At 65.7% G+C, this 19,053-nt stretch carries 12 protein-coding genes; 5 read left to right on the forward strand and 7 right to left on the reverse strand.

The window, feature by feature from the left end; all coding sequences use genetic code 11:
- Window positions 1-6: 6 nt before the first annotated feature.
- The 3 genes from P9236_RS19645 to pdeM all read left to right on the forward strand — a co-directional run bounded on the left by P9236_RS19645 (window position 7) and on the right by pdeM (window position 4,371).
- Window positions 7-867, forward strand: a complete 861-nt coding sequence (locus tag P9236_RS19645) for an NlpC/P60 family protein (RefSeq protein WP_278076139.1) — start codon at window positions 7-9, stop codon at window positions 865-867.
- A gap of 239 nt (window positions 868-1,106) precedes the next feature.
- Complete coding sequence (locus P9236_RS19650) at window positions 1,107-3,629, forward strand: ligase-associated DNA damage response DEXH box helicase (RefSeq protein WP_278076140.1); 2,523 nt, start codon at window positions 1,107-1,109, stop codon at window positions 3,627-3,629.
- A 25-nt stretch (window positions 3,630-3,654) separates the two neighbouring features.
- Window positions 3,655-4,371: a ligase-associated DNA damage response endonuclease PdeM gene (pdeM, locus tag P9236_RS19655; RefSeq protein ID WP_278076141.1), complete on the forward strand. Its 717-nt coding sequence runs from the start codon at window positions 3,655-3,657 to the stop codon at window positions 4,369-4,371.
- Window positions 4,372-4,379: 8 nt separating this feature from the next.
- Here the strand turns inward: pdeM and P9236_RS19660 are convergent, their stop codons facing one another.
- The 3 genes from P9236_RS19660 to P9236_RS19670 are packed head-to-tail and all read right to left on the reverse strand — an operon-like array spanning window position 4,380 to window position 8,989.
- Window positions 4,380-5,315, reverse strand: coding sequence for a DmsC/YnfH family molybdoenzyme membrane anchor subunit (locus P9236_RS19660; RefSeq protein WP_278076142.1), 936 nt, complete (start codon window positions 5,313-5,315; stop codon window positions 4,380-4,382).
- A 12-nt stretch (window positions 5,316-5,327) separates the two neighbouring features.
- Window positions 5,328-6,062, reverse strand: coding sequence for a 4Fe-4S dicluster domain-containing protein (locus P9236_RS19665; protein ID WP_278076143.1), 735 nt, complete (start codon window positions 6,060-6,062; stop codon window positions 5,328-5,330).
- Entirely contained in the window at window positions 6,059-8,989 is a 2,931-nt protein-coding gene (locus P9236_RS19670; RefSeq protein ID WP_278076144.1) for a molybdopterin oxidoreductase family protein, read from the reverse strand. The genes P9236_RS19665 and P9236_RS19670 overlap by 4 nt, the downstream gene beginning before the upstream one ends.
- Before the next feature lie 278 nt (window positions 8,990-9,267).
- Between P9236_RS19670 and P9236_RS19675 the strand changes: the two genes are divergently transcribed.
- A complete protein-coding gene (locus tag P9236_RS19675) occupies window positions 9,268-10,155 on the forward strand; it encodes a LysR family transcriptional regulator (protein ID WP_278076145.1) in 888 nt (295 codons plus the stop codon).
- Between the two features lie 303 nt (window positions 10,156-10,458).
- Here P9236_RS19675 and P9236_RS19680 read toward each other — a convergent pair whose 3' ends face one another.
- The 4 genes from P9236_RS19680 to P9236_RS19695 all read right to left on the reverse strand — a co-directional run bounded on the left by P9236_RS19680 (window position 10,459) and on the right by P9236_RS19695 (window position 17,929).
- On the reverse strand, window positions 10,459-11,715 hold the full coding sequence (locus tag P9236_RS19680) for an Hsp70 family protein (protein WP_278076146.1): 1,257 nt from the start codon (window positions 11,713-11,715) through the stop codon (window positions 10,459-10,461).
- A 191-nt stretch (window positions 11,716-11,906) separates the two neighbouring features.
- A complete protein-coding gene (locus tag P9236_RS19685; RefSeq protein ID WP_278076147.1) occupies window positions 11,907-12,701 on the reverse strand; it encodes a TIGR02186 family protein in 795 nt (264 codons plus the stop codon).
- Complete coding sequence (locus P9236_RS19690; protein WP_278076148.1) at window positions 12,701-13,624, reverse strand: sulfite exporter TauE/SafE family protein; 924 nt, start codon at window positions 13,622-13,624, stop codon at window positions 12,701-12,703. The genes P9236_RS19685 and P9236_RS19690 overlap by 1 nt, the downstream gene beginning before the upstream one ends.
- A 192-nt stretch (window positions 13,625-13,816) precedes the next feature.
- The gene (locus P9236_RS19695; protein ID WP_278076149.1) at window positions 13,817-17,929 is read right to left on the reverse strand and encodes a peptidoglycan-binding protein; all 4,113 of its coding nucleotides are present in this window, start codon (window positions 17,927-17,929) and stop codon (window positions 13,817-13,819) included.
- Between the two features lie 463 nt (window positions 17,930-18,392).
- Between P9236_RS19695 and P9236_RS19700 the strand changes: the two genes are divergently transcribed.
- On the forward strand, window positions 18,393-18,854 hold the full coding sequence (locus tag P9236_RS19700; protein ID WP_278076200.1) for a MerR family DNA-binding transcriptional regulator: 462 nt from the start codon (window positions 18,393-18,395) through the stop codon (window positions 18,852-18,854).
- The last annotated feature ends 199 nt before the right edge of the window (window positions 18,855-19,053 follow it).

Genomic DNA, 19,053 nt, shown 5'->3' on the forward strand with positions numbered 1-19,053 from the left:
GCCGATTTGACCGCCAGGGATGCCCGCCTTCACGCCTTCCGTTCCGACCTTGCCGATGCCAGGCTGAAAGGCGAAGTCGCTGCCGACCGCTTCGTCGCCGGCCGCCCGGCGCGGATCACGGCCGCCATCGCCGACCTGCGCAAGGCGCCGCGCCCCGATGCCGGCGTCAACACGCAGGCGCTGTTCGGCGACGATGTGCTTGTCTTCGAGGACGCGGAAGGCTGGGCCTGGGTGCAGGCCGAGCGTGACGGCTATGTCGGCTATGTCGCCGACAACGTGGTTGGTCCGCGTGAGCAAACCCCGACCCATATCGTGTGCGTACCCCGCACCTTTCTCTATCCAGGCCCCGACCTGCGCTTTCCGATCGACGGACAACTGTCGATGGGCTCGACGGTGACGGTGGCGGGCTCGGCCGAAACGCGCCGCACGCATTACGCGCTGCTGCCTTCCGGCCAGGCGATCATCGCGGGCCATCTCAGACCGATCGCGGAGCTGGCAGACGACTATGTCACGGTGGCGGAAAGCTTCCTCGGCACGCCCTATCTCTGGGGCGGTGTTTCCGGCTTCGGCATCGACTGTTCCGGCCTCGTGCAGCTGGCGATGCGCATGACCGGCAAGGATGTGCTGCGCGATTCCGACATGCAGGCGGCATCGATCGGCACGCCGCTCGAACCAGGCCCCGACTTCTCCGGGCTCCAGCGCGGCGACCTCGTCTTCTGGAAAGGCCACGTCGCGATCATGACGGACGCGAAGGACATGATCCACGCCAACGGCCACACCATGCTGGTCTCGCGCGAGGGGCTGAAGGAAGCGGTCGAGCGCATCGGCTATCTTTATGGCGGCCCCACGGGGTTTCGCAGGCCGTAGCGCCAGCCTTTCCCTTCTCCCCTTGTGGGCCCCTTGTGGGAGAAGGTGTCGCCGAAGGCGACGGATGAGGGGTGTTCCAGGGAATGCCGACGTCCCACTCCGCTGGAACACCCCTCATCCGTCTTGCAGCTTCGCGACAATCCACCTTCTCCCACAAGGGGAGAAGGAAAAGCGCGCCTTGATCCCCTTTTGTTCCGATTCTTCTTGGCGAGCGCGCTGCGTCGCGCTACCTCTGGCGCGTGACAGAGCAGCCGCGCCTCGCCGAACAGAATGCCGCCGTCCTGCTGCCCGAGCCATTCGTCAAGTGGTTCGCCGCAAAGGGTTGGTCGCCGCGCGTTCACCAACTCGAGCTGCTGGCCAAGGCTGAAGCCGGGCAATCGGTACTGCTGATCGCGCCGACAGGCGCCGGCAAGACGCTGGCCGGCTTCCTGCCTTCGCTCACCGAGCTCGCCAAACGCCCGCGCCGCAAGCCTGGCGAGTCGCATCGCGGTATCCACACGCTCTACATCTCGCCGCTCAAGGCTTTAGCCGTCGACATCGAGCGCAATCTCGGCAAACCGGTCGATGAGATCGGGCTGCCCGTCACGATCGAGACGCGCACCGGCGACACGCCCTCGCACAAGCGCCAGCGGCAGAAGCTCGTGCCGCCCGACATCCTGCTCACCACGCCCGAGCAGCTCGCCTTGCTGATCGCCTCGAACGACGCCAAGCGCTTCTTCGAAGACTTGCGCTACGTCGTTCTCGACGAGCTGCATTCGCTCGTCACCTCCAAGCGCGGGCACCTTTTGGCGCTGGGCCTGGCCCGATTGCGCAGCTTCGTTCCCAAGCTGCAGACCATCGGCCTGTCGGCGACGGTCGCCGAGCCGGACGAATTGCGGCGCTGGCTGGTTGGCCAAAATCCTGCAGGCGACATGGCCGGGCTGATCACGGTCGCTGGCGGCGCCAAGCCCGACATCTCCATCCTCGACTCGCGCGAGCGCGTGCCGTGGTCGGGGCACTCGGCCCGCTATGCCATCCCCGAAATCTACGAGGCGATCAAAGAGCATCGCACGACGCTGCTCTTCGTCAACACGCGCAGCCAGGCTGAGCTTTTGTTCCAGGAGCTTTGGCGGGCGAACGAGGATTCTCTTCCGATAGCGTTGCATCACGGTTCGCTCGATGTCGGCCAGCGCCGCCGCGTCGAGAAGGCGATGGCCGACAATGCGCTGCGCGCCATCGTCGCCACCTCCACCCTCGACCTCGGCATCGACTGGGGCGATGTCGATCTGGTCGTGCATGTCGGCGCGCCGAAAGGCGCCAGCCGGCTGGCGCAGCGCATCGGCCGCGCCAACCACCGCATGGATGAGCCATCGAAGGCGATCCTTATCCCGGCCAACCGTTTCGAGGTGCTGGAATGCCGCGCCGCGCTCGACGCCAATTATCTCGGCGCGCAGGATACCCCGCCATTGGTCAAGGGCGCGCTCGACGTGCTGTCGCAGCATGTGCTGGGCGTCGCCTGCGGCGGCCCGTTCGACGCCGACCATCTGTTCGAGGAAGTACGCGGCGCCGCGCCTTACGCAGCGCTTGAGCGCGAGACCTTCGACCGCGTCATCGACTTCGTCGCCACCGGCGGCTACGCGCTGAAAAACTATGAGCGCTATGCCCGCATCCGCAGGAACAAGGACGGGCTCTGGCGCATCTCGCACCCGAGCGTCGCTCAGCAATACCGGCTGAATGTCGGCACCATCGTCGAGATGCCGGAGCTCAATATCCGCTATGTCCGGCAGGGCCGCGGCATGGCCGGTCGCGGCGGGCCGGTGCTCGGCAAGATCGAGGAGTATTTCGCCGAGACGCTGCGGCCCGGCGACAATTTCCTGTTCGCCGGAAAGGTGCTGCGCTTCGAGGGCATTCGCGAGAACGAATGCGTCGTCTCCAACGGAGCCGGCGCCAACATCATCGTGCCGTCCTATGCCGGCGGCAAGTTCCCGCTGTCGACCTATCTTGCCGAGCAGGTGCGCGGCATGCTGGCCGACAGCGACCGCTGGAAAGCCTTGCCCGAGCAGGTCGCGGACTGGCTGCGGCTGCAGAAGGAGAAGTCGGTGCTGCCGAAGCGCGGCGACCTTCTGGTCGAGACCTTTCCGCGCGGCAACCGCCATTACATGGTCGCCTATCCTTTCGAGGGCCGACTGGCGCACCAGACGCTCGGCATGCTGCTCACGCGTCGACTGGAGCGCGCGCATGCGAGGCCGCTCGGCTTCGTCGCCACCGACTATTCGCTTGCCGTCTGGGCGCTGGACGACATGGCGGCGCTGTTCAAGGCGAAGAAGCCGTCGCTGGCCGCGCTTTTCGACGAGGACATGCTGGGCGACGATCTGGAGGCCTGGCTGAACGACAGCTGGATGCTGAAGCGCACTTTCCGCACCTGCGCGGTCATCGCCGGCTTGATCGAGAAACGCTATCCCGGCCAGGAAAAGAGCGGGCGCCAGGTGACGGTCTCGGCGGACCTCATCTACGACGTGCTGCGCAGCCACGAGCCGGACCATATCTTGCTGCAGGCGACGCGCACCGACGCTTCGGCCGGATTGCTCGATGTCAGCAGACTTGGGGAGATGCTCTCGCGTGTGCGCGGTCGAATCATGCATAAGCATCTCGACCGGATCTCGCCGCTGGCGGTGCCGGTGATGCTGGAGATCGGCAAGGAATCGGTTAATGGCGGCGCCAACGACACGCTGTTGATGGAAGCCGCCGATCTGGTCGAGGAAGCCATGGGCGGCCGAGCGTGACGGGCTGAGAGAGGGCCAAGAGGGGATGAATTTTTCGCTGTCGCGCGCAACGCTGATCGCCGAGGCCGACCTTGTCGGCATCGCCGGCGAGCGCGCGGTTTGCGACCGGCGCGGCGTGCTCTATTTCCCCGATCTGAGGCTGCTCGCGGTCTCCGACCTGCATCTCGAAAAGGGCTCGTCCTTCGCCAAACGCGGCGCGCTGATCCCGCCCTACGATACGGGCGCCACCCTGCTCCAACTGCAGGCGGTGATCGCCGACTATCAGCCGCGGATCGTCGTCAGCCTCGGCGACTCCTTTCACGACGGCGGCGGCGCCGAGCGCATGCATCTGAGCTTCCGCGAGCGGCTGGAAGCGATGATGGCCGGCCGCGACTGGTTCTGGGTCGCCGGCAACCACGATCCGGATGCGCCTGCCGACCTACCGGGCGAGACGGTGAGGGAACTCGCCATCGGCTCGCTGCTCTTTCGCCACGAGCCCTCGAAGCTGCGGGTGGAAGGCGAGATCGCCGGCCATCTTCATCCTTGCGCCCGCATCGTGCAGCGCGGCCGCTCGGTCAGGCGGCGCTGCTTTGCCGGCGACGGCGGCCGCATGATCATGCCGGCCTTCGGCGCCTATACCGGCTCGCTCAACGTGCTCGACCGCGCCTATGCCGGCCTGTTCCGCCTGGAAACGCTCGTTGCCTATATGCTCGGCGCCGAGCGCATCTTTGCGATCTCCGGCTCGATGCTGCGGCTCGGCTGAAAGCCGCTCTATCTGCCATAGTAGAGCGTGACCGTGTGCTTCGCCTCTGCGAAGAACAGCCAGCGTTCGACCAGCATGCCGACAAGTTGGCAAATGGCGGCGAGGACCGACGCAATGGCCGCGACTGGCCGCGGTGACACGAGGGCGATAACGAGCAAGATGGCCGGCACGGCGAAGGCCAGCGCTTGCGTGATCCGCCTCAGCTTGGCGCTGTGCTTGCGCGCGATGCGGAAACCCATCTCCTTGAGCAGGTAGTTTTCTTCGGTGTGCGGCCATTCGATCGACCGCACCGTGCCGCCAGCCAGCCCCGTCGCCGTGTTGGCCGTGGTCGGGATTTTCAGCCGGTCGTTGTAGCGCCAGGTCGCGAGCTTCAATGCCCAGCCGGCGAGCGTGGCAAGCAGCGCGCCGGTCAGCACCGCCGTCGAATCCATGGCGAAACCCTGTAGAAGGGCGTTGAGCAGCACGCCGCCTGTCATGCCCGCGAAGATGAGATAGGCCGGCAGCGTATAGGGACTGTGCCACTGCGCGACCGGCTTCAGCGAGGCGTAGATCATGCCCGTCGTACCGACCGTGGTGATCGCGCCGGCTGAAGTCAGCAGGCCAGCAACCTCAACCCAGCCGCCGCTTCGGCCGAAGAACACCCAGCCGATGCCGAACAGCCCGGCCGGGATAAAGGTCGCGGCCGACGCCACCCCTTCGCGCGACAGCCAGGAACTGCGCCACTGCGAGAAGGCGCGCCAGGCGCGCTCGGGTCGGCCGAGATGGCCCGTGGAGGAGAGCAGGCCGACGACGATCAGGCCTAGCGCAAGCGCGATGCCGACAAGGCCAAGCCAGAGGTCAGGCCGGATGAATCCGAGCCCGCCAAGCACGCCGAGCAGCGCCAGCAGGCCGTAGCCGGCGCCGGTGGCGGTGGTGAAGAAGACGACCGAGAAAGCGGGATGCATGATGGGGCGAAGCTAATTCGAAAGCATGCGATCGATCCAGCCGAGGAAACCGCCCTCCGCCCGGATCGGCTCCAGCGCCGGCACATCGACCTTCGCCGCGCGTTGGCTTCGGGCGCGCGGCGGCAGATATTTGTTGGTCGGCTTGTAGCCAAGCTCGGGCATCAGGTCGACGCCGCCGCGCTCCTCCACCAGCCGCGAGATGGCCGAGGCCGGATCGCCAAGATCACCAAAATGCCGGGCGCTGGTCGGGCAGGCGGCCACGCAGGCCGGCACGCGATCTTCCTCGGCCAGATTATCGTTGTAGATGCGATCAACGCAGAGCGTGCATTTCTTCATCACGCCGACATCGGTGTCGAACTCGCGCGCGCCATAGGGGCAAGCCCAACTGCACAGCTTGCAGCCGATGCATTTGTCCTCGTCGACCAGCACGATGCCGTCCGAGGCGCGCTTGTAGGAGGCGCCGGTCGGGCAGACCGTGACGCAGGCGGGCTGCCCGCAGTGCAGGCAGGAGCGCGGGAAATTCACCGTGCGGCCGCCCATTTCGGTCGTGTGCTCGTAAGTGTGCACGCGGTTGAACCAGACGCCGTCGACATGCCCGCCATAAGGGTCGGTGTCGGTCAGCGGCGCCATATGGCCGCCGGTGTTCCACTCCTTGCATGCGGTGACGCAGGCCTGGCAGCCGACGCAAGTGTCGAGGTCGATGACGAGGCCGAGTTTCTTCTCGGTTTGAGCGGGAAGGCAGGTCATTCGGCGGCTTCCCTCTTCATGCGAAACGCCGCGCCGAAGCGAAGCACGTCGGGCGGCGTCTCGACATTCGGCGGCTGCCGGAAGCGCTCGAATTGCGGCTCGCTGAAGCCGGCTTCCTCGGGTGCGCATTTGACGAGGCGCACACGCATGTCGAACCACGCCGCCTGTCCCGTGACCGGATCGGAATTCGAATAACGCTTGCCGTTGGCGTCGGCTGCCGTCTGGTCCCCGATGATGTGGTTGAGCAGGAAGCCGCGATTGCTCTCTGCGGCATCGTCCTTCAGGCCCCAGCTGCCGCGCCGCTTGCCGATGGCGTTCCAGGTCCACACCGTGTCCGGGTTCACGCCGTCGATCAGCTTGATCTGCCCCTTCACCTTGCCGTTGACGCTTTCGATCCACACCCAGTCGTCGTCGGCAAGGCCGAGCTTACCGGCCGTTTCGTTGTGCACGAACAGCCGGTTCTGGTTTGTGATCTGCCGCAGCCACGCATTCTGCGAACCCCAGGAATGGTACATGTGCATCGGCCGCTGCGTCAGCGCATGCAGCGGATATTTTTGGAGGTCGATGCTCTCTTCCTCGAAGGGCGCGTACCAGAAGGGCAGCGGATCCATATAGGCTTCGATGCGGCCGCGCTCGGCCTCCGGCGGCTGCGGCTGTCCATGGCCGCGTGCGGCGAGGCGAAAGCGCTGCATCGGCTCGGAGTAAAGCTGGAAGACGGTTCGTTCGGCCTTGGGGATGAATCCCATCTGCACCGCAAAGTCGAGATAGGCGCGATTGCCCATCTTGTAGTAGCGCTGGTCGTTGGAAAAATCGTGGTGCCAGAAGCCGCCATTGTCGATGTAGCGCTGCAACTGGTCCGGATTGACCTCGCCCTTGCCGATCGCGCCGCCGTTTTTGCCGCGCCACCCGGCGAGCGGGCCGACGCCGGGCGCGCGCTCGTGGTTGACGATGTAGTCGGCATAGTCGCGGTACTTCGCCGAGCCGTCATCGGTGACGAAGCCGGGCAGTCTGAGCCGCGCGCCTAGCTCGATCAGCACCGACTGGAACGGCCGCACGTCGCGGTCCGGCTGCACCACCGGATGGCGGATGGCGTCGCCCGGCCCGTCGGCATGGCTGATCGGCCGGTCGAGCAGGCTGATGCAGTCATGCCGCTCGAGATAGGTGGTGTCGGGCAGCACCAGATCGGCGAACGGCACGGTCTCGGAATAATAGGCGTCGGAATAGATGATGAAGGGGATCTTGTAGGCGCCCGACGGATCCTTGTCGGTCAGCATGGCAATGGTCTCGACGGTGTTCATCGAGGAGTTCCACGCCATGTTCGACATGTACATCATCAGTGTGTCGATCGGATAAGGATCGCCGGCCCAGGCATTGCGGATGACGCTATGCATCAGGCCGTGCGCCGCCAAAGGCGCCTCCCAGGAATAGGCCTTGTCGATGCGGGTCGGCCGGCCGGCATCGTCGACGAGCAGATCGTCAGGCCCCGAGACGAAGCCGAGTGGCATGCCCTCGAGCGGCGTCATTGGCCGGACGCTTTTGCCGGCGGGCTTCGGGCCCGGAGGCGCGCAACGCGGATAGGGCGGCTTGAAACGGAAGCCGCCGGGCACATCCACGGTGCCGAGCAGCACCTGCAGCAGATGGATAGCGCGGCAGGTGTGGAAACCGTTGGAATGGGCCGAGATGCCGCGCATGGCATGCATCGAGACGGGCCGTCCCTTGATCGTCTCGTGCCGCCGGCCCGCCCAGTCGGTCCACGCAACCGGCAGTTCTATCGTCTGCTCGAAGGCGACATGCGCCAGTTCCGCCGCGATGCGGCGGATCGTATCGGCGCCCACCCCGCAGCGCCCCGCAACAACATCCGGCGAATAGCTGTCATGCAGGTAACGCTCGGCGATGAGCTGGAACACCGGCATGCAGCGGCGGCCATTGACGATGTAGCTGCCGGTCAGCGTCGGCTTCGCTTCGGGGTCGGCTGCGTCGACAGAAACTTTCGACACCCTGTCCCAAGCCAGCAGCTTGCCGGCGTCGTCGCGCATGAACAGTCCGTCATCGGCGGACCCGGGCTCCTGCACGACCAGCACCGGCGCGTTGGTGTAGCGCAGCAGATAGTCGAGATCGACGCGGCCGGCCTTGAGCAATTCATGGACAAGCGCCAGCACGAACAATCCGTCCGTGCCCGGGCGGATGCCGATCCAATCGTCGGCGATGGCGTTGTAGCCGGTGCGGCACGGATTGATCGACACCACCTTGGCGCCGCGCGCCTTGAGCTTGCCGAGGCCGATCTTGATCGGGTTGGAATCATGGTCCTCGGCGACGCCGAACAGCATGAAGTACTTCGTATTATCCCAATCGGGCTCGCCGAACTCCCAGAACGAGCCGCCGATCGTGTAGAGGCCGCCGGCCGCCATATTGACCGAGCAGAAGCCGCCATGGGCGGCGAAATTCGGCGTGCCGAACTGGCTTGCCCACCAACCCGTCAGCGATTGCGACTGGTCGCGCCCAGTGAAGAAGGCGAGCTTTTTCGGATCGGCGCGGCGGATCGCCGACAGCCGTTCGGTGGCGATGGCAAACGCCTCGTCCCATTCGATCTCGCGGAACTCGCCGGAGCCGCGCGGGCCGGTGCGCAGCAACGGCTTCCTCAGCCGCGCCGGGCTATAGTGCTGCATGATGCCGGCGCTGCCCTTGCCGCAGATCACGCCGCGGTTCACCGGGTGGTCCTTGTTGCCGTTGATGTAGCGCACCTTGCCGTCCTTGATATGGACGTCGATGCCGCAGCGGCAGGCGCACATGTAGCAGGTGGTCTTGGCGATGCGGTCGGAGACGCTCGGCGAGGTGTCAACGCCATCGCCCTCCTTCGGCGCGCGCGTGTCGGACAGCGGCTGCTGGGAGGGCGCGGAGTTGGCGCCGCGTGGCGCGCCGCTGCTCATGATCCGCGGATGCTCTTGTTACTCGCCAACTTGGCCTTCGTCTTCGGCCCCGGTCCGCGCATATAGTGCAGCTCGGGATGATAGCGCTCGCCGGCCAACTGCCGTCTCAGCCGACGACTCCAATGCGCGAAAAGGGATTTGAAGCGCCCGATCATTTCCAACCTTGGCGTCAGAGCAGCCAATTTTTTCCAAGCCCGGGCAAAAAATTAGAACAAAGCGATTGATCTGTCTAACAAGCGGCTCTTGTAATTCCGATCGATTTTGCTTCTTAGTTGGCCATGACCCTCGATCAACTGCGCATATTCGTCGCCGTCGCCGAGCATGGCCACATGACCAAAGCGGCCGAGTTGCTCGGCATCTCGCAGTCCGCCGCCTCGGCGGCCATCCGCGCGCTCGAAAGCCAGCATGGCGTACGCCTGTTCAACCGGGTTGGGCGCAACATCGAGCTCGCGCAGACCGGCCACCGCTTCCTGCCCGAGGCCAAGGCGGTCCTTGAGCGCGCGGCCGCCGCCCACAACGTGCTGGAACACGTCTCGCAAACCATCGCCGGCAGCCTGTCGATATCGGCGAGCCAGACCATCGCCAGCTACTGGCTGCCGAGGCGCCTGGCCGCGTTCCACGAAGCCTATCCGGCGGTGCGCCTCAGCGTCACCATCGGCAACACAAGGCAGGTCGAGACCAACGTGCTGGACGGCCGGGCCGATTTCGGCCTGGTCGAAGGCCGTACCGAATCCGACATCCTGCGGCGCGCTACGGTCGACGAGGACCGCATGATGCTGGTGGTGGCGCGCTCGCACCCCGAAATTCCGACGACCCCGGCGGGAAACCTCGACATCAGGGCATTGCGCTGGATCATCAGGGAAGGCGGGTCGGGCACGCGCGAGGCGCTGGAGGATTTCGCGCGCAGCGAAGGCGTTTCGCCGGCGGAGCTGCAGATATTCCTGGTCCTGCCCAGCAACGAAGCCGTTCGTCAGGCGGTGGAGGCCGGCGCGGGGGCTACGATCATCTCGGAGCTCGTGGTCGCGCGCTCCCTTGCAGAGGGCAGCCTGAGGTCTGTGCCGGTAGAATTGCCGAAGCGCGACTTCGCTATGATCACCCACCGGGACCGGCAGGCGAGCCTCGCCCAGATGGCGCTGAAGGCGCATTTGGGCGGGAAGGTTGGCTAAACAGCGTCCGCTGCAATCGGACTGCTGGCTCCCGACATGGAGGTAACCATCGCAGACGTTCGGGATTGGCCGCAGCGTCCCAGCGCCTCGTCATGCCGTGACCTCGCGCGAGGAGTAAAGGCGACGCAGACAGAGGTCGTTCTGCACCGCTGCAACGCTCACAAGTAATGGCATGGATCCCGGGGTCTGCGCGCGTCGCTTCGCTCCTTGCTCCGCCCCAGGATGACGATGCGAGGGGCGGTTCTGCCATCTCCAATGTGTGCGATCCGACAACGCTCGCACCATCCTTCGCAATACTGCCGCTCAAGCAAACTTCCGCTGCGCGTCCAGCGCCAGGCCGAGCCCGACCGAGCCGAACATATCGCCTTCGATGACGGAGGCCTGCGGCACCAGCGAAAGGATCCGCCGCTTTGCCAGCGGGATTGCCGTCGAGCCGCCGGTGAGGAACACGGCGGTGATGGCGGAGGCGGGGACGCCGGCGTCGGCGATCGTCTGCCTGACCGTCGCGGTCACCCGATCGATGTCGCCGCCGATCGTCTCCTCCAGACCGATACGCGTGATCTCGGCCGCGAAGCGCGCGCCGGGCAGCGACACCTTCACCTCCGCCGAGGGGTGGTCGGTCAGCGCGATTTTGGCCCGTTCGACCAGGCCGGCCATCGCATGCCCGTAACGATGCTCGACGATGTGGATGAAGCGGTCGACCAGGTCGGCGCGCTCCGCCTCGAAGCGAATCTGCTTCAGGTCGGACATCGCCTTGGCGGTATAGACCAGGTTGATGCGCTGCCAGGTCGCGAGGTCGATGAAATAGCTCGCCGGCAGATTGCGCTTGCCGTCCTTGGTCGGCGTCAGATAGCCGAGCTCGGGCATGATATGGGCGATGCTGAGCAGCCGGTCGAAATCCGTGCCGCCGATATGGATGCCGCGATTGGCGAGGATGTCGCCCTTGCGGTCGTCCGAGCGGGCGCGCTCCGGTGAGACGCGCACGACCGAGAAGTCGGAGGTGCCGCCGCCCATGTCGACGATCAGCGCCAGCTCTTCGCGGGCGACGTTCTGCTCGTAGTCCAGCGCGGCCGCGATCGGCTCGAACTGGAAGGCTATGTGCTTGAAGCCTTGCGCGCGCGCCGCCTTCTCGAGCTCTCCCTGCGCTTTCGCGTCGGCCTCGGCATCGTCGTCGACGAATTGCACGGGGCGGCCGAGCACGACGCGTTCGACCGGGCCGCCGGCATCCTCCTCAAGCCGCTTCTTCAAATGGCTGATGAAGAAGCCGATGATGTCGGTGAAGCCGATCAGCCGCGCCTTGATGCGCGTCTTCTCGTTGGCGAGCGAGCTGCCGAGAACGCTTTTCAGCGAGCGCATCAGCCGGCCCTCGACACTGTCGGTGTAGTCGGTGATCGCGCGGCGGCCGAAATAGGTATGGCCGTCCTCGAAGTTGAAGAAGACGGCGCTCGGCAGGGTGGGCTGTTCGCCCTCGAGCGCCACCAGTCGTGCGCGGCCGTTTCGGATCACGCCCACCGTGGAATTGGACGTGCCGAAATCGATGCCGCCGAATGCTGATTGCATCGCAGCCTCCTGTCATTGGTTCATCGCAGCGCATTGCCGGCGTCGAAAAGACGCGCCGTCATCCGGATGGCCGGACCGCTCTGCCGAATTGTGTGGTTACCCCCTGGGCTGGGAGGCGGCGGTTTATCGCATGACGGGGAAAAGGGGAACCCCTCTTTTCACGGGAATGGGTCTTCCCATTTCCCGTGAGGTCAATCTTTGCGGAAGACGATGCGTCCGAGCCAGCCGGTCAGCATGGCAAGCGACACGGCGAAGACGCCATAGAGGAAGGAATAGTCATGCGCGACGCGGAAGACCGACTGTTCGAAACCGGATTTGCGGATTTCGAGCTGGGCGGAGCTTTCCTTCACGAACATGCCGCTCTTGAACAGGAAGGCGCGCGCCTTGTGCGTGCCGACCGGAATGTTGGGCGCCAGACGCACGGTGGCGCGGAACAGGCTTTGCGACAGGAACTGCACGCCGCCGACATTCTCGCTGTAGAGGCCGGTCGCAGTCTTGCGCTCGCGCAACGCCGCGGTGAATTCCTCGATCGTCGCCGGGCTCTCGGTCTCGTCGGCGGGCTTCATATAGAGGTTCTGGGAGCCTAGCGAGAGCTGCTTGTACTTGGTCGGGTCGGCGATGTCCTGCAAGGGTCGCGTCGTGGCGACCGAATAGGACACCGGCACGTTCTCGAACGTCTCCGATTCCAGGTTGATCCAGACGCCGAGCACCCTGTCCTTGCGGCGCACGACCACCGGCCGTGGCGGCCCTTCGAGCACGACGATGACATCGTAGCGCCCCTGCCGCGACACCAGCGGGTCGGGGTTTTCCAGCGACCCGAAGATGGTGAGATCGGCGCCCGAGAAGCCGGCGGTGATGGAGATCGCGTCGGTCGACAGGCCGATCTGGATGCCCTCGGCGGGCGGCGGCGTTTGCGCCGTCGCCGGCGGCAGGGCGAGGAACAGCAGAAGCGAAACGGTTGCTGCTAACGCTCTCGATCCCGCCATCAGCTCAAGCCCGCGGCGGAGAGCGAGTAGGGATTGGGCGGCGTCGCGAAGAGGTCGATGGCCAGGCGGATGGCAACCGCCAGCACCAGCAGCGCAAGCAGGGCCCGCAGTTGCTCGCCGCGCAACCTCTGGCCCGCCTTGGCGCCATACTGAGCGCCGGCGACGCCGCCCGCCATCAAGAGGAAGGCGAGGATCACGTCGACCGTCTGGTTGGTGGTGGAATGCACCAGCGTGGTATAGGCCGAGGTGAAGATGATCTGGAACAGCGAGGTGCCGATGACGACGTTGGTAGGGACTTTGAGCAGGTAGATCAGCGCCGGCACCATGATGAAGCCGCCGCCGACGCCCATGATCGAGGACAGGAAGCCGATCGCCGCGCCGAGCCCAAGCACCGGGATGACGCTGACGAACAGCTTCGAGGCGCGGAAGCGCATCTTGAACGGCAGCCGGTGGATCCAGTTGTGCTGCCCCGACTTCTTCAGCACCGGTGCCGCACCGCTGCGGGTGGCGCGCAGCGCGTTGACGCTCTCGACCAGCATCAGCCCGCCGACGGTGCCGAGCAGCGCGACATAGAGCAGCGAGATGAACAGGTCCAACTGGCCGAGCCGGCGCAGCAGCGCGAAGACATAGATGCCGGCGGTCGAGCCGACGATGCCGCCGGCAAGCAGCACGCCGCCGAGCTTGAAGTCGAGCGTGCCTCGCTTCATATGCGAAAGCGCGCCGGAGAAGGAGGAGGCGATGACCTGGTTGGCGCCGGTGGCCACCGCGATCGCCGGCGGGATGTTATAGAAGATCAACAGCGGCGTGATGAGGAAGCCGCCGCCAACCCCGAACATGCCCGACAGGAAACCCACCGCCGCGCCCATCGCCAGCAGCACGAAGACGTTGACGGAAATTTCCGCGATCGGGAGATAGATGCCCACCCGTCTGTCTCGATCAGTTTGCCAATCGGCGCATGCCGCCGTCCCCAGCAGTTTCGCACCGAAAAGCCAATTTTTTCTTGCGCCGACGCAACGGCGGGGTTGACCCTCGCCATCGCGTCGAAACAAAAAACCATCTCAATCAGTTAACAGGCAAATCTGTGGCAAGCCGTCGCGGAAGCGACGCGCCTGCCGTTATTTGCGCGCCAGCAGCGCCTTGACGAGCGGCGCGTCGATCTCACCGGTCGGTTTCATCTTGTTGTCGGTCTGGAAAGCCATGATGGCGTTCTTGGTCTTGCCGCCCATCACGCCGTCCGCGCCGCCGGCATCATAGCCGTTCTTGTTGAGGATAAGCTGTATGTTCTTCACCGCCTTCTTCATGTCGATGCCGGCGGTGGTCTGCGGCGTGCTGTCCTGCCAGGATTCCGGAATGTCGGCCGAGTTGGTGGCCGCGTTGAGCGGCTTTGCCTTCCACAGTTCCGTCGCGGCGCGGGCCCGTTCGAGCTGCTCGGGTCTCAACGCATTGGCGATCTCGTCGCGCTTGGACGCGGCGTCCTTGTCACCGGTCTTGGCGACCAGGGCGAACCACTTGTAGGATTCTTCTAGGTTCTGCTTCATGCCGACGCCCTTGGCCGAAAGGATGCCGAGATTGAACTGGCTGTCCTTGACGCCGAGGTCGGCCGCCTCCTGGAACCAGTGCGCCGCCGATTCATTGTCGGTCACGCCGTCCGCCGCCATGGCGAACAGCACCGCCAGATTGTGCATGGCGCTGGCGTTGCCCTGTTCCGCCGCGAGCTGGTAGTAGGTCTTGGCCTTCTGGATGTCGCGCGCGACGCCGATGCCCTTCTCGTATAAATTGCCGATGCGGTATTCGGCCGGCGCGAAGCCCAGTTCGGCGGCTTTCTCGTACCATTTGGCGGCCGCCGCCATGTCTTCCTTCACGCCGCGCGATTCCGCATAGCGCGAGCCGATCTCGAACAGCGCCTTGGCGTCGCCGCCTGCTGCCGCGTCGCGCAGCGCCGCCGGGCCGATCTCGGTCGGGGTGTCGATCCTGGCGGCCGAAATTGCCGTCTGGCTGTCGGCCGGCGGGACCGTGCCCGTCGTCTCCGCGGCCGTGCCAGCCGGCGCGCTGGCCGAAGAAGCGCCGGCTGCCGGAGCACCGGGCACTGACGTGCTTGCCGCCGGCGCGCCGGCCGCCGGGATACCGGTCGTTGGCGCGCTGGTCATCGGCTGTGCATCTGCGTTCGTTTCCATGGCGGGTGCGTTCACGGCCGGGACGACCGGCTCGGACGGCGTCGCAGGCGCCAACGGTATCGGCGCAGAGAGCGCCGCCGGACCAGGAGCCGGTTCGGCTGGCGCCGCGGCCGCTGGCATCTCGGGTCCGGATGGCTGAGCGGCGGCCTTCGGCGTTGGATCGTCCTTCGACGGCTCGGCCTGCCTGACGACACGCTCCGGTGCGCTCCGAGGCTTTGCTGCGTCCGCGTCGGCCTTCGGCTGGCTGGTGGCATTGAGCGACGCGGTATCGACCGTTTGTGTGGAGACGGTCGGCGCGACATTGTTGCTGGCGACCGGCGCCGGATCGGAGAAGAAGGCCTTGCCGAGCTGCAGCCCGGCCAGCGCCATCATGACCGCGGCGGCGGCCATCAGGATCGGCTTGCGCCGCGCCTTGAGCAGGTCGCCGATTCTGAGCGCCTTCACCGGGCCGGTCATCGTCGACTGTCGCTTCAGCGCGTCGGCCTCCGCGGCGGCTGCCTGCGCCGCGCGGCGGGCAGCGGCGATGAAATCGGATTTGGCGGTGTCGGTTTCGCTGCGCTTGGCCGGCTGGCCGCCGCGTTCGTCGCGCACACGCTTCATGATGGCGTTGAGGTCCGGCGCGCCGGAGCCCGGCTCCAGCGGCCGGTTGGCCGCTTTGGGATCGAGCGGTTCGTCGATGTCTACGGTCGGAACGTCGCCGGCAGACGCCGAGCCGGCAAGCGGTGGCGTACCCTCGTCCTTCTTGCCCCTGAAGGCACGCGCCAGGCCGCTGAACATCGACTTCTTGCGACCGGTCTTCTCGGCCTTCTCGCCAATCGCGTCCGATCCGAGCGCGGCCATGGCGGCCGCCGCCGCCGCCTCGGCGGGCGTGCGCGGGCCAGGTTCGCCGCGCGCAGCAGGTTCGCTTCGCGTAACAGGTTCGTTGCGCAGGATCGAGGTGGCGCGCGTGTCGAGATCGTCAATGTCTCCGGCCAGCGGCAGCGGCTGGTCGATATCCATCGACGGCGCGTCCTGGACGGCGATCTTGCCAGCGCGAGCGGCCCGCTTGGCGCCGGGCTGCGGATCGACGAGTTCGCTGACCGCTTCGCTTGGCTCTCCGGCTTCCAGGGAGCCCAGCCGGTCGACGATCTTGAGCAGCGTGTCGTGGATTGCCTCGAAGGTCCGTGAATTGCGCTCGTCGGAACGGCGGGTGAGCGCTTCCAGCGTCTTCAGGTCCTGCGCGAGCCCGCCCACGGCGGCCGCGTTGGCAGCAGCGCTGCTGGAGCCCGATTCGGCCAGCGAGCGGACGGCGTTCTCCGCCGCTTCGCGCGCGACGCTGAGGATGGAATCGCGCGTGCCGGCCAACGACCTCTCGATCTCGTTGAGGCGCGGGCTGATGTCCTCGAAGTCGGGCAGCGGCATGCTCGGCTTCGAAAGATGCGCCGAAAGGGCGGTCACCTGCGATTCCAAGCTGCGGATCAGTGCCGGATCGATGCCGGCGACCTGCGCGGCGGACATTTCCAGCCGGCTGGAAATGTCCTCGAGCCGGCTTTCCAGGCCGCGGATCGCCAAGTCGTTGGCGGGATCTGGCGTGCGCGTCTCTATGCGCTTGGCAAGCGCGGTGAAGCGGGCGTCGATCGCCTCCATGATACCGGCGCTGTCGTCCTGCTGCGTGCGCTGGTCGAGCCTGTCGGCGACTTCGTCCAGCCGCCGCTCGAGGTCGCGGAACAGCATGTTGCTCTGCTCGATCGCGTCGCCCTGGCGGCGCTCGAGCAGCGAGGACAGCGCGTCGAAGCGCTGCTCCAGGCCCTGGAAGATATGGTCGGCGTCGGGCATTGCCGGCGCGCGGTCGATCTTGTCGGTAATGAGCGCGATCTGCTTGCCCAGACGTTCCATCGCCTGCTCCGGCAGGTTGGCGCGTCCGGCGATCTCGTCCACCCGACTGGACAGAAAATTGAGGCGGTCGATGACCTCGGCGCCCGGGCGCGACTGCGCGACTTCCTCGATCTGCTGCGCCAGCGAGGCGATCCGCTTCTCGATGCGGCCAAAGGTTTCCGGATCGAAGGCATTGGCCTGCGCCGCCACCGTCGAGGCGACGATGGCGCGGGAGATTTCGTCCAGCCGCTCGTCGATCATCGCAAGCGTCTCGCTGCCGCGCATCGTCTGCTGGCTGGCGAAACGGTCGACCGCGCCGGCAAGGGTGCGGACCTTTTCCTCGAGCGAGGCGAGCGACAGCGACTGCGGCAGGTTGTTGACGGCGCTGCTGATCTGTTCGAGCCGGTCGGTCAGGCTCGAAAGATTGGGACCTTCGGCGCGCTGGCGCTGGTCGGCGTCGACGCGATCCTCGAAGGCACTCCAGCGGCGGTCGAAATCGTCCCAGCGGCGATCGACGGCCCGCACGCTTTCCTCGCGCGCCAGCGTGTCGAGCGCCGCCTTGACCTGCTCCAGCTCCAGCCGCAGCAGGTTGACGCTGCGGTCGTCGCTCTTTTCGGCAAGCGTGTGTATGGCGCCGGAAAGCCGTTCGAACTCGAGGCCGAGTTCGGCGCTGCTCTTGTCCACGGGGGCGCCATGCTGGCTCGCCGCCTGCATGGCGCGATCGATATCCTGGCGCAGCGCATCGAATTCGCGCTGCAAGCCTGCAGTCATCTGGTGGCGCAGCTCCTCGCGCAGCCCGCGTAATTCGACCGCGATCTTGCCGACCATCGCGACGCCGTCCTCCTGGCCGCGTACCCGGTCGATGTCGCGGGCGATGGCCTGATAGTTGGGGCCAAGGGCGGAAGCGGCGGGCGCCGGATTTTGCGGTCCCCGATTCTGCGATGCCAAACCTTGGTTTTGCGATCTTTGCGACGAGTAGGGGTCCTCGTACCAGCGCGGCTGGTCATAAGGTTGCGCGGCGGCGTAGCGCGGCTCGGCGGCCGGCCGACGCGGATCGGCGCGCTCGGGCGTGTCGGTGCGGGTCCGTTCCAGCCGCTGCTCCAGCGTTTCGAGCGAGCGGTTCAGCTCCTCCAGCGAGGTGTGCGGCCGGCGTTGCCTGCCGGCATTGAGTGTATCGAGATAGGACCGCTTGCTGTTCATCGATGCGCCCGTGTTCAGAATGACCGGCCGTGGCCGGTTTCCTAAAGTCCTGCCGGGAACGAAGGCGGCCGCGCGGTTCTGCCGCGGAGGAAGACGGGCTTCCCGGGTTTTCACCCACGCTTCGAAGACCGTGAAAAATTCGCTACAGGATAAACACGGGTGACCGACATGCGCACATTTCGCCCAACGTGGTAAACAAGGCGTTAACCAAGCTTAAGAAGTTGCGCATAAATCCTCAGCCGCCCTGCTCAATCGGCGTCCGGGTGCGGCATAAAGTTCCGTACCGACAACGCCCTTGCGTCACCTGCCGGCTGCCGGTATAGAATTGACGTAAACGTAAAAGGTGCGAAGCCGTGCCTCTTGCGATTGATTTGTCGAAACCACGATTGGAAGCACGCCCCCGCTTCCACTCAGGCGACGCTCGGTCCGCGATCGCGACGCCATCAGGGGAAAGCCAGTGACCATGAAACTTGTTTCGCCCGGCGAAGCCGCGGCCAATAGCAATGACATTCCGGCCGAGGCCGGTGAGGAATTCGTCCGCATCGGCGAGATGGCCAAGAAATACGGCGTGACCTTGCGCACGCTGCGTTTCTATGAGGACAAGGGTCTCCTCAATCCGAAGCGCGACGGCTCGACCCGTCTCTACACGCGCCGCGACAAGGCCCGGCTGAAGCTTATCCTGCTCGGCCGCAAGGTCGGGTTCTCGCTGCGCGACGTCAAGCAGATGATGGATCTCTACGATCCGACCGGCTCCAACACCAAGCAGTTGCGGATGGCGCTCGACAAGTCGGAGAAGCAGCTTGCCCGCCTGCAGAAGCAGCGGGCGTTGATCGAGGACGCCATCGGCGAGCTCAGCAATTCGATGGCGATCGTTCGCCAGATGCTGACCGAGCGCGCCGCGCCGCAGGCAAGCGCCGCCGGCTGATCGCTCTCAGGCTCAACGGCAAGGCCAGGATAAAGCCGCGTGGCTCCAGCCGCGCGGCTTTTTGCTGCCTTCTGTCCCGCGTTCACCAAAAATTTTTCGGCTGCGACGAAGTTGACGTTTACGCAAACGTCAATATTTGTTATCCCGACCACGACATTGGCTCAGCCTCCCATCCGGAGCTGGATCGGGAGCTTGCTGG

Source organism: Mesorhizobium sp. WSM4884 (genome assembly GCF_029625675.1).
In the GTDB taxonomy this organism is placed as follows: domain Bacteria; phylum Pseudomonadota; class Alphaproteobacteria; order Rhizobiales; family Rhizobiaceae; genus Mesorhizobium.

Coding starts and splice junctions, on each gene's coding strand:
- pdeM (WP_278076141.1), top strand. CDS start 3,655: ATGAATTTTTCGCTGTCGCGCGCAACGCTGATCGCCGAGGCCGACCTT.
- P9236_RS19660 (WP_278076142.1), bottom strand. CDS start 5,315: ATGCATCCCGCTTTCTCGGTCGTCTTCTTCACCACCGCCACCGGCGCC.
- P9236_RS19665 (WP_278076143.1), bottom strand. CDS start 6,062: ATGACCTGCCTTCCCGCTCAAACCGAGAAGAAACTCGGCCTCGTCATC.
- P9236_RS19670 (WP_278076144.1), bottom strand. CDS start 8,989: ATGAGCAGCGGCGCGCCACGCGGCGCCAACTCCGCGCCCTCCCAGCAG.
- P9236_RS19675 (WP_278076145.1), top strand. CDS start 9,268: ATGACCCTCGATCAACTGCGCATATTCGTCGCCGTCGCCGAGCATGGC.
- P9236_RS19680 (WP_278076146.1), bottom strand. CDS start 11,715: ATGCAATCAGCATTCGGCGGCATCGATTTCGGCACGTCCAATTCCACG.
- P9236_RS19685 (WP_278076147.1), bottom strand. CDS start 12,701: ATGGCGGGATCGAGAGCGTTAGCAGCAACCGTTTCGCTTCTGCTGTTC.
- P9236_RS19695 (WP_278076149.1), bottom strand. CDS start 17,929: ATGAACAGCAAGCGGTCCTATCTCGATACACTCAATGCCGGCAGGCAA.
- P9236_RS19700 (WP_278076200.1), top strand. CDS start 18,393: ATGAAACTTGTTTCGCCCGGCGAAGCCGCGGCCAATAGCAATGACATT.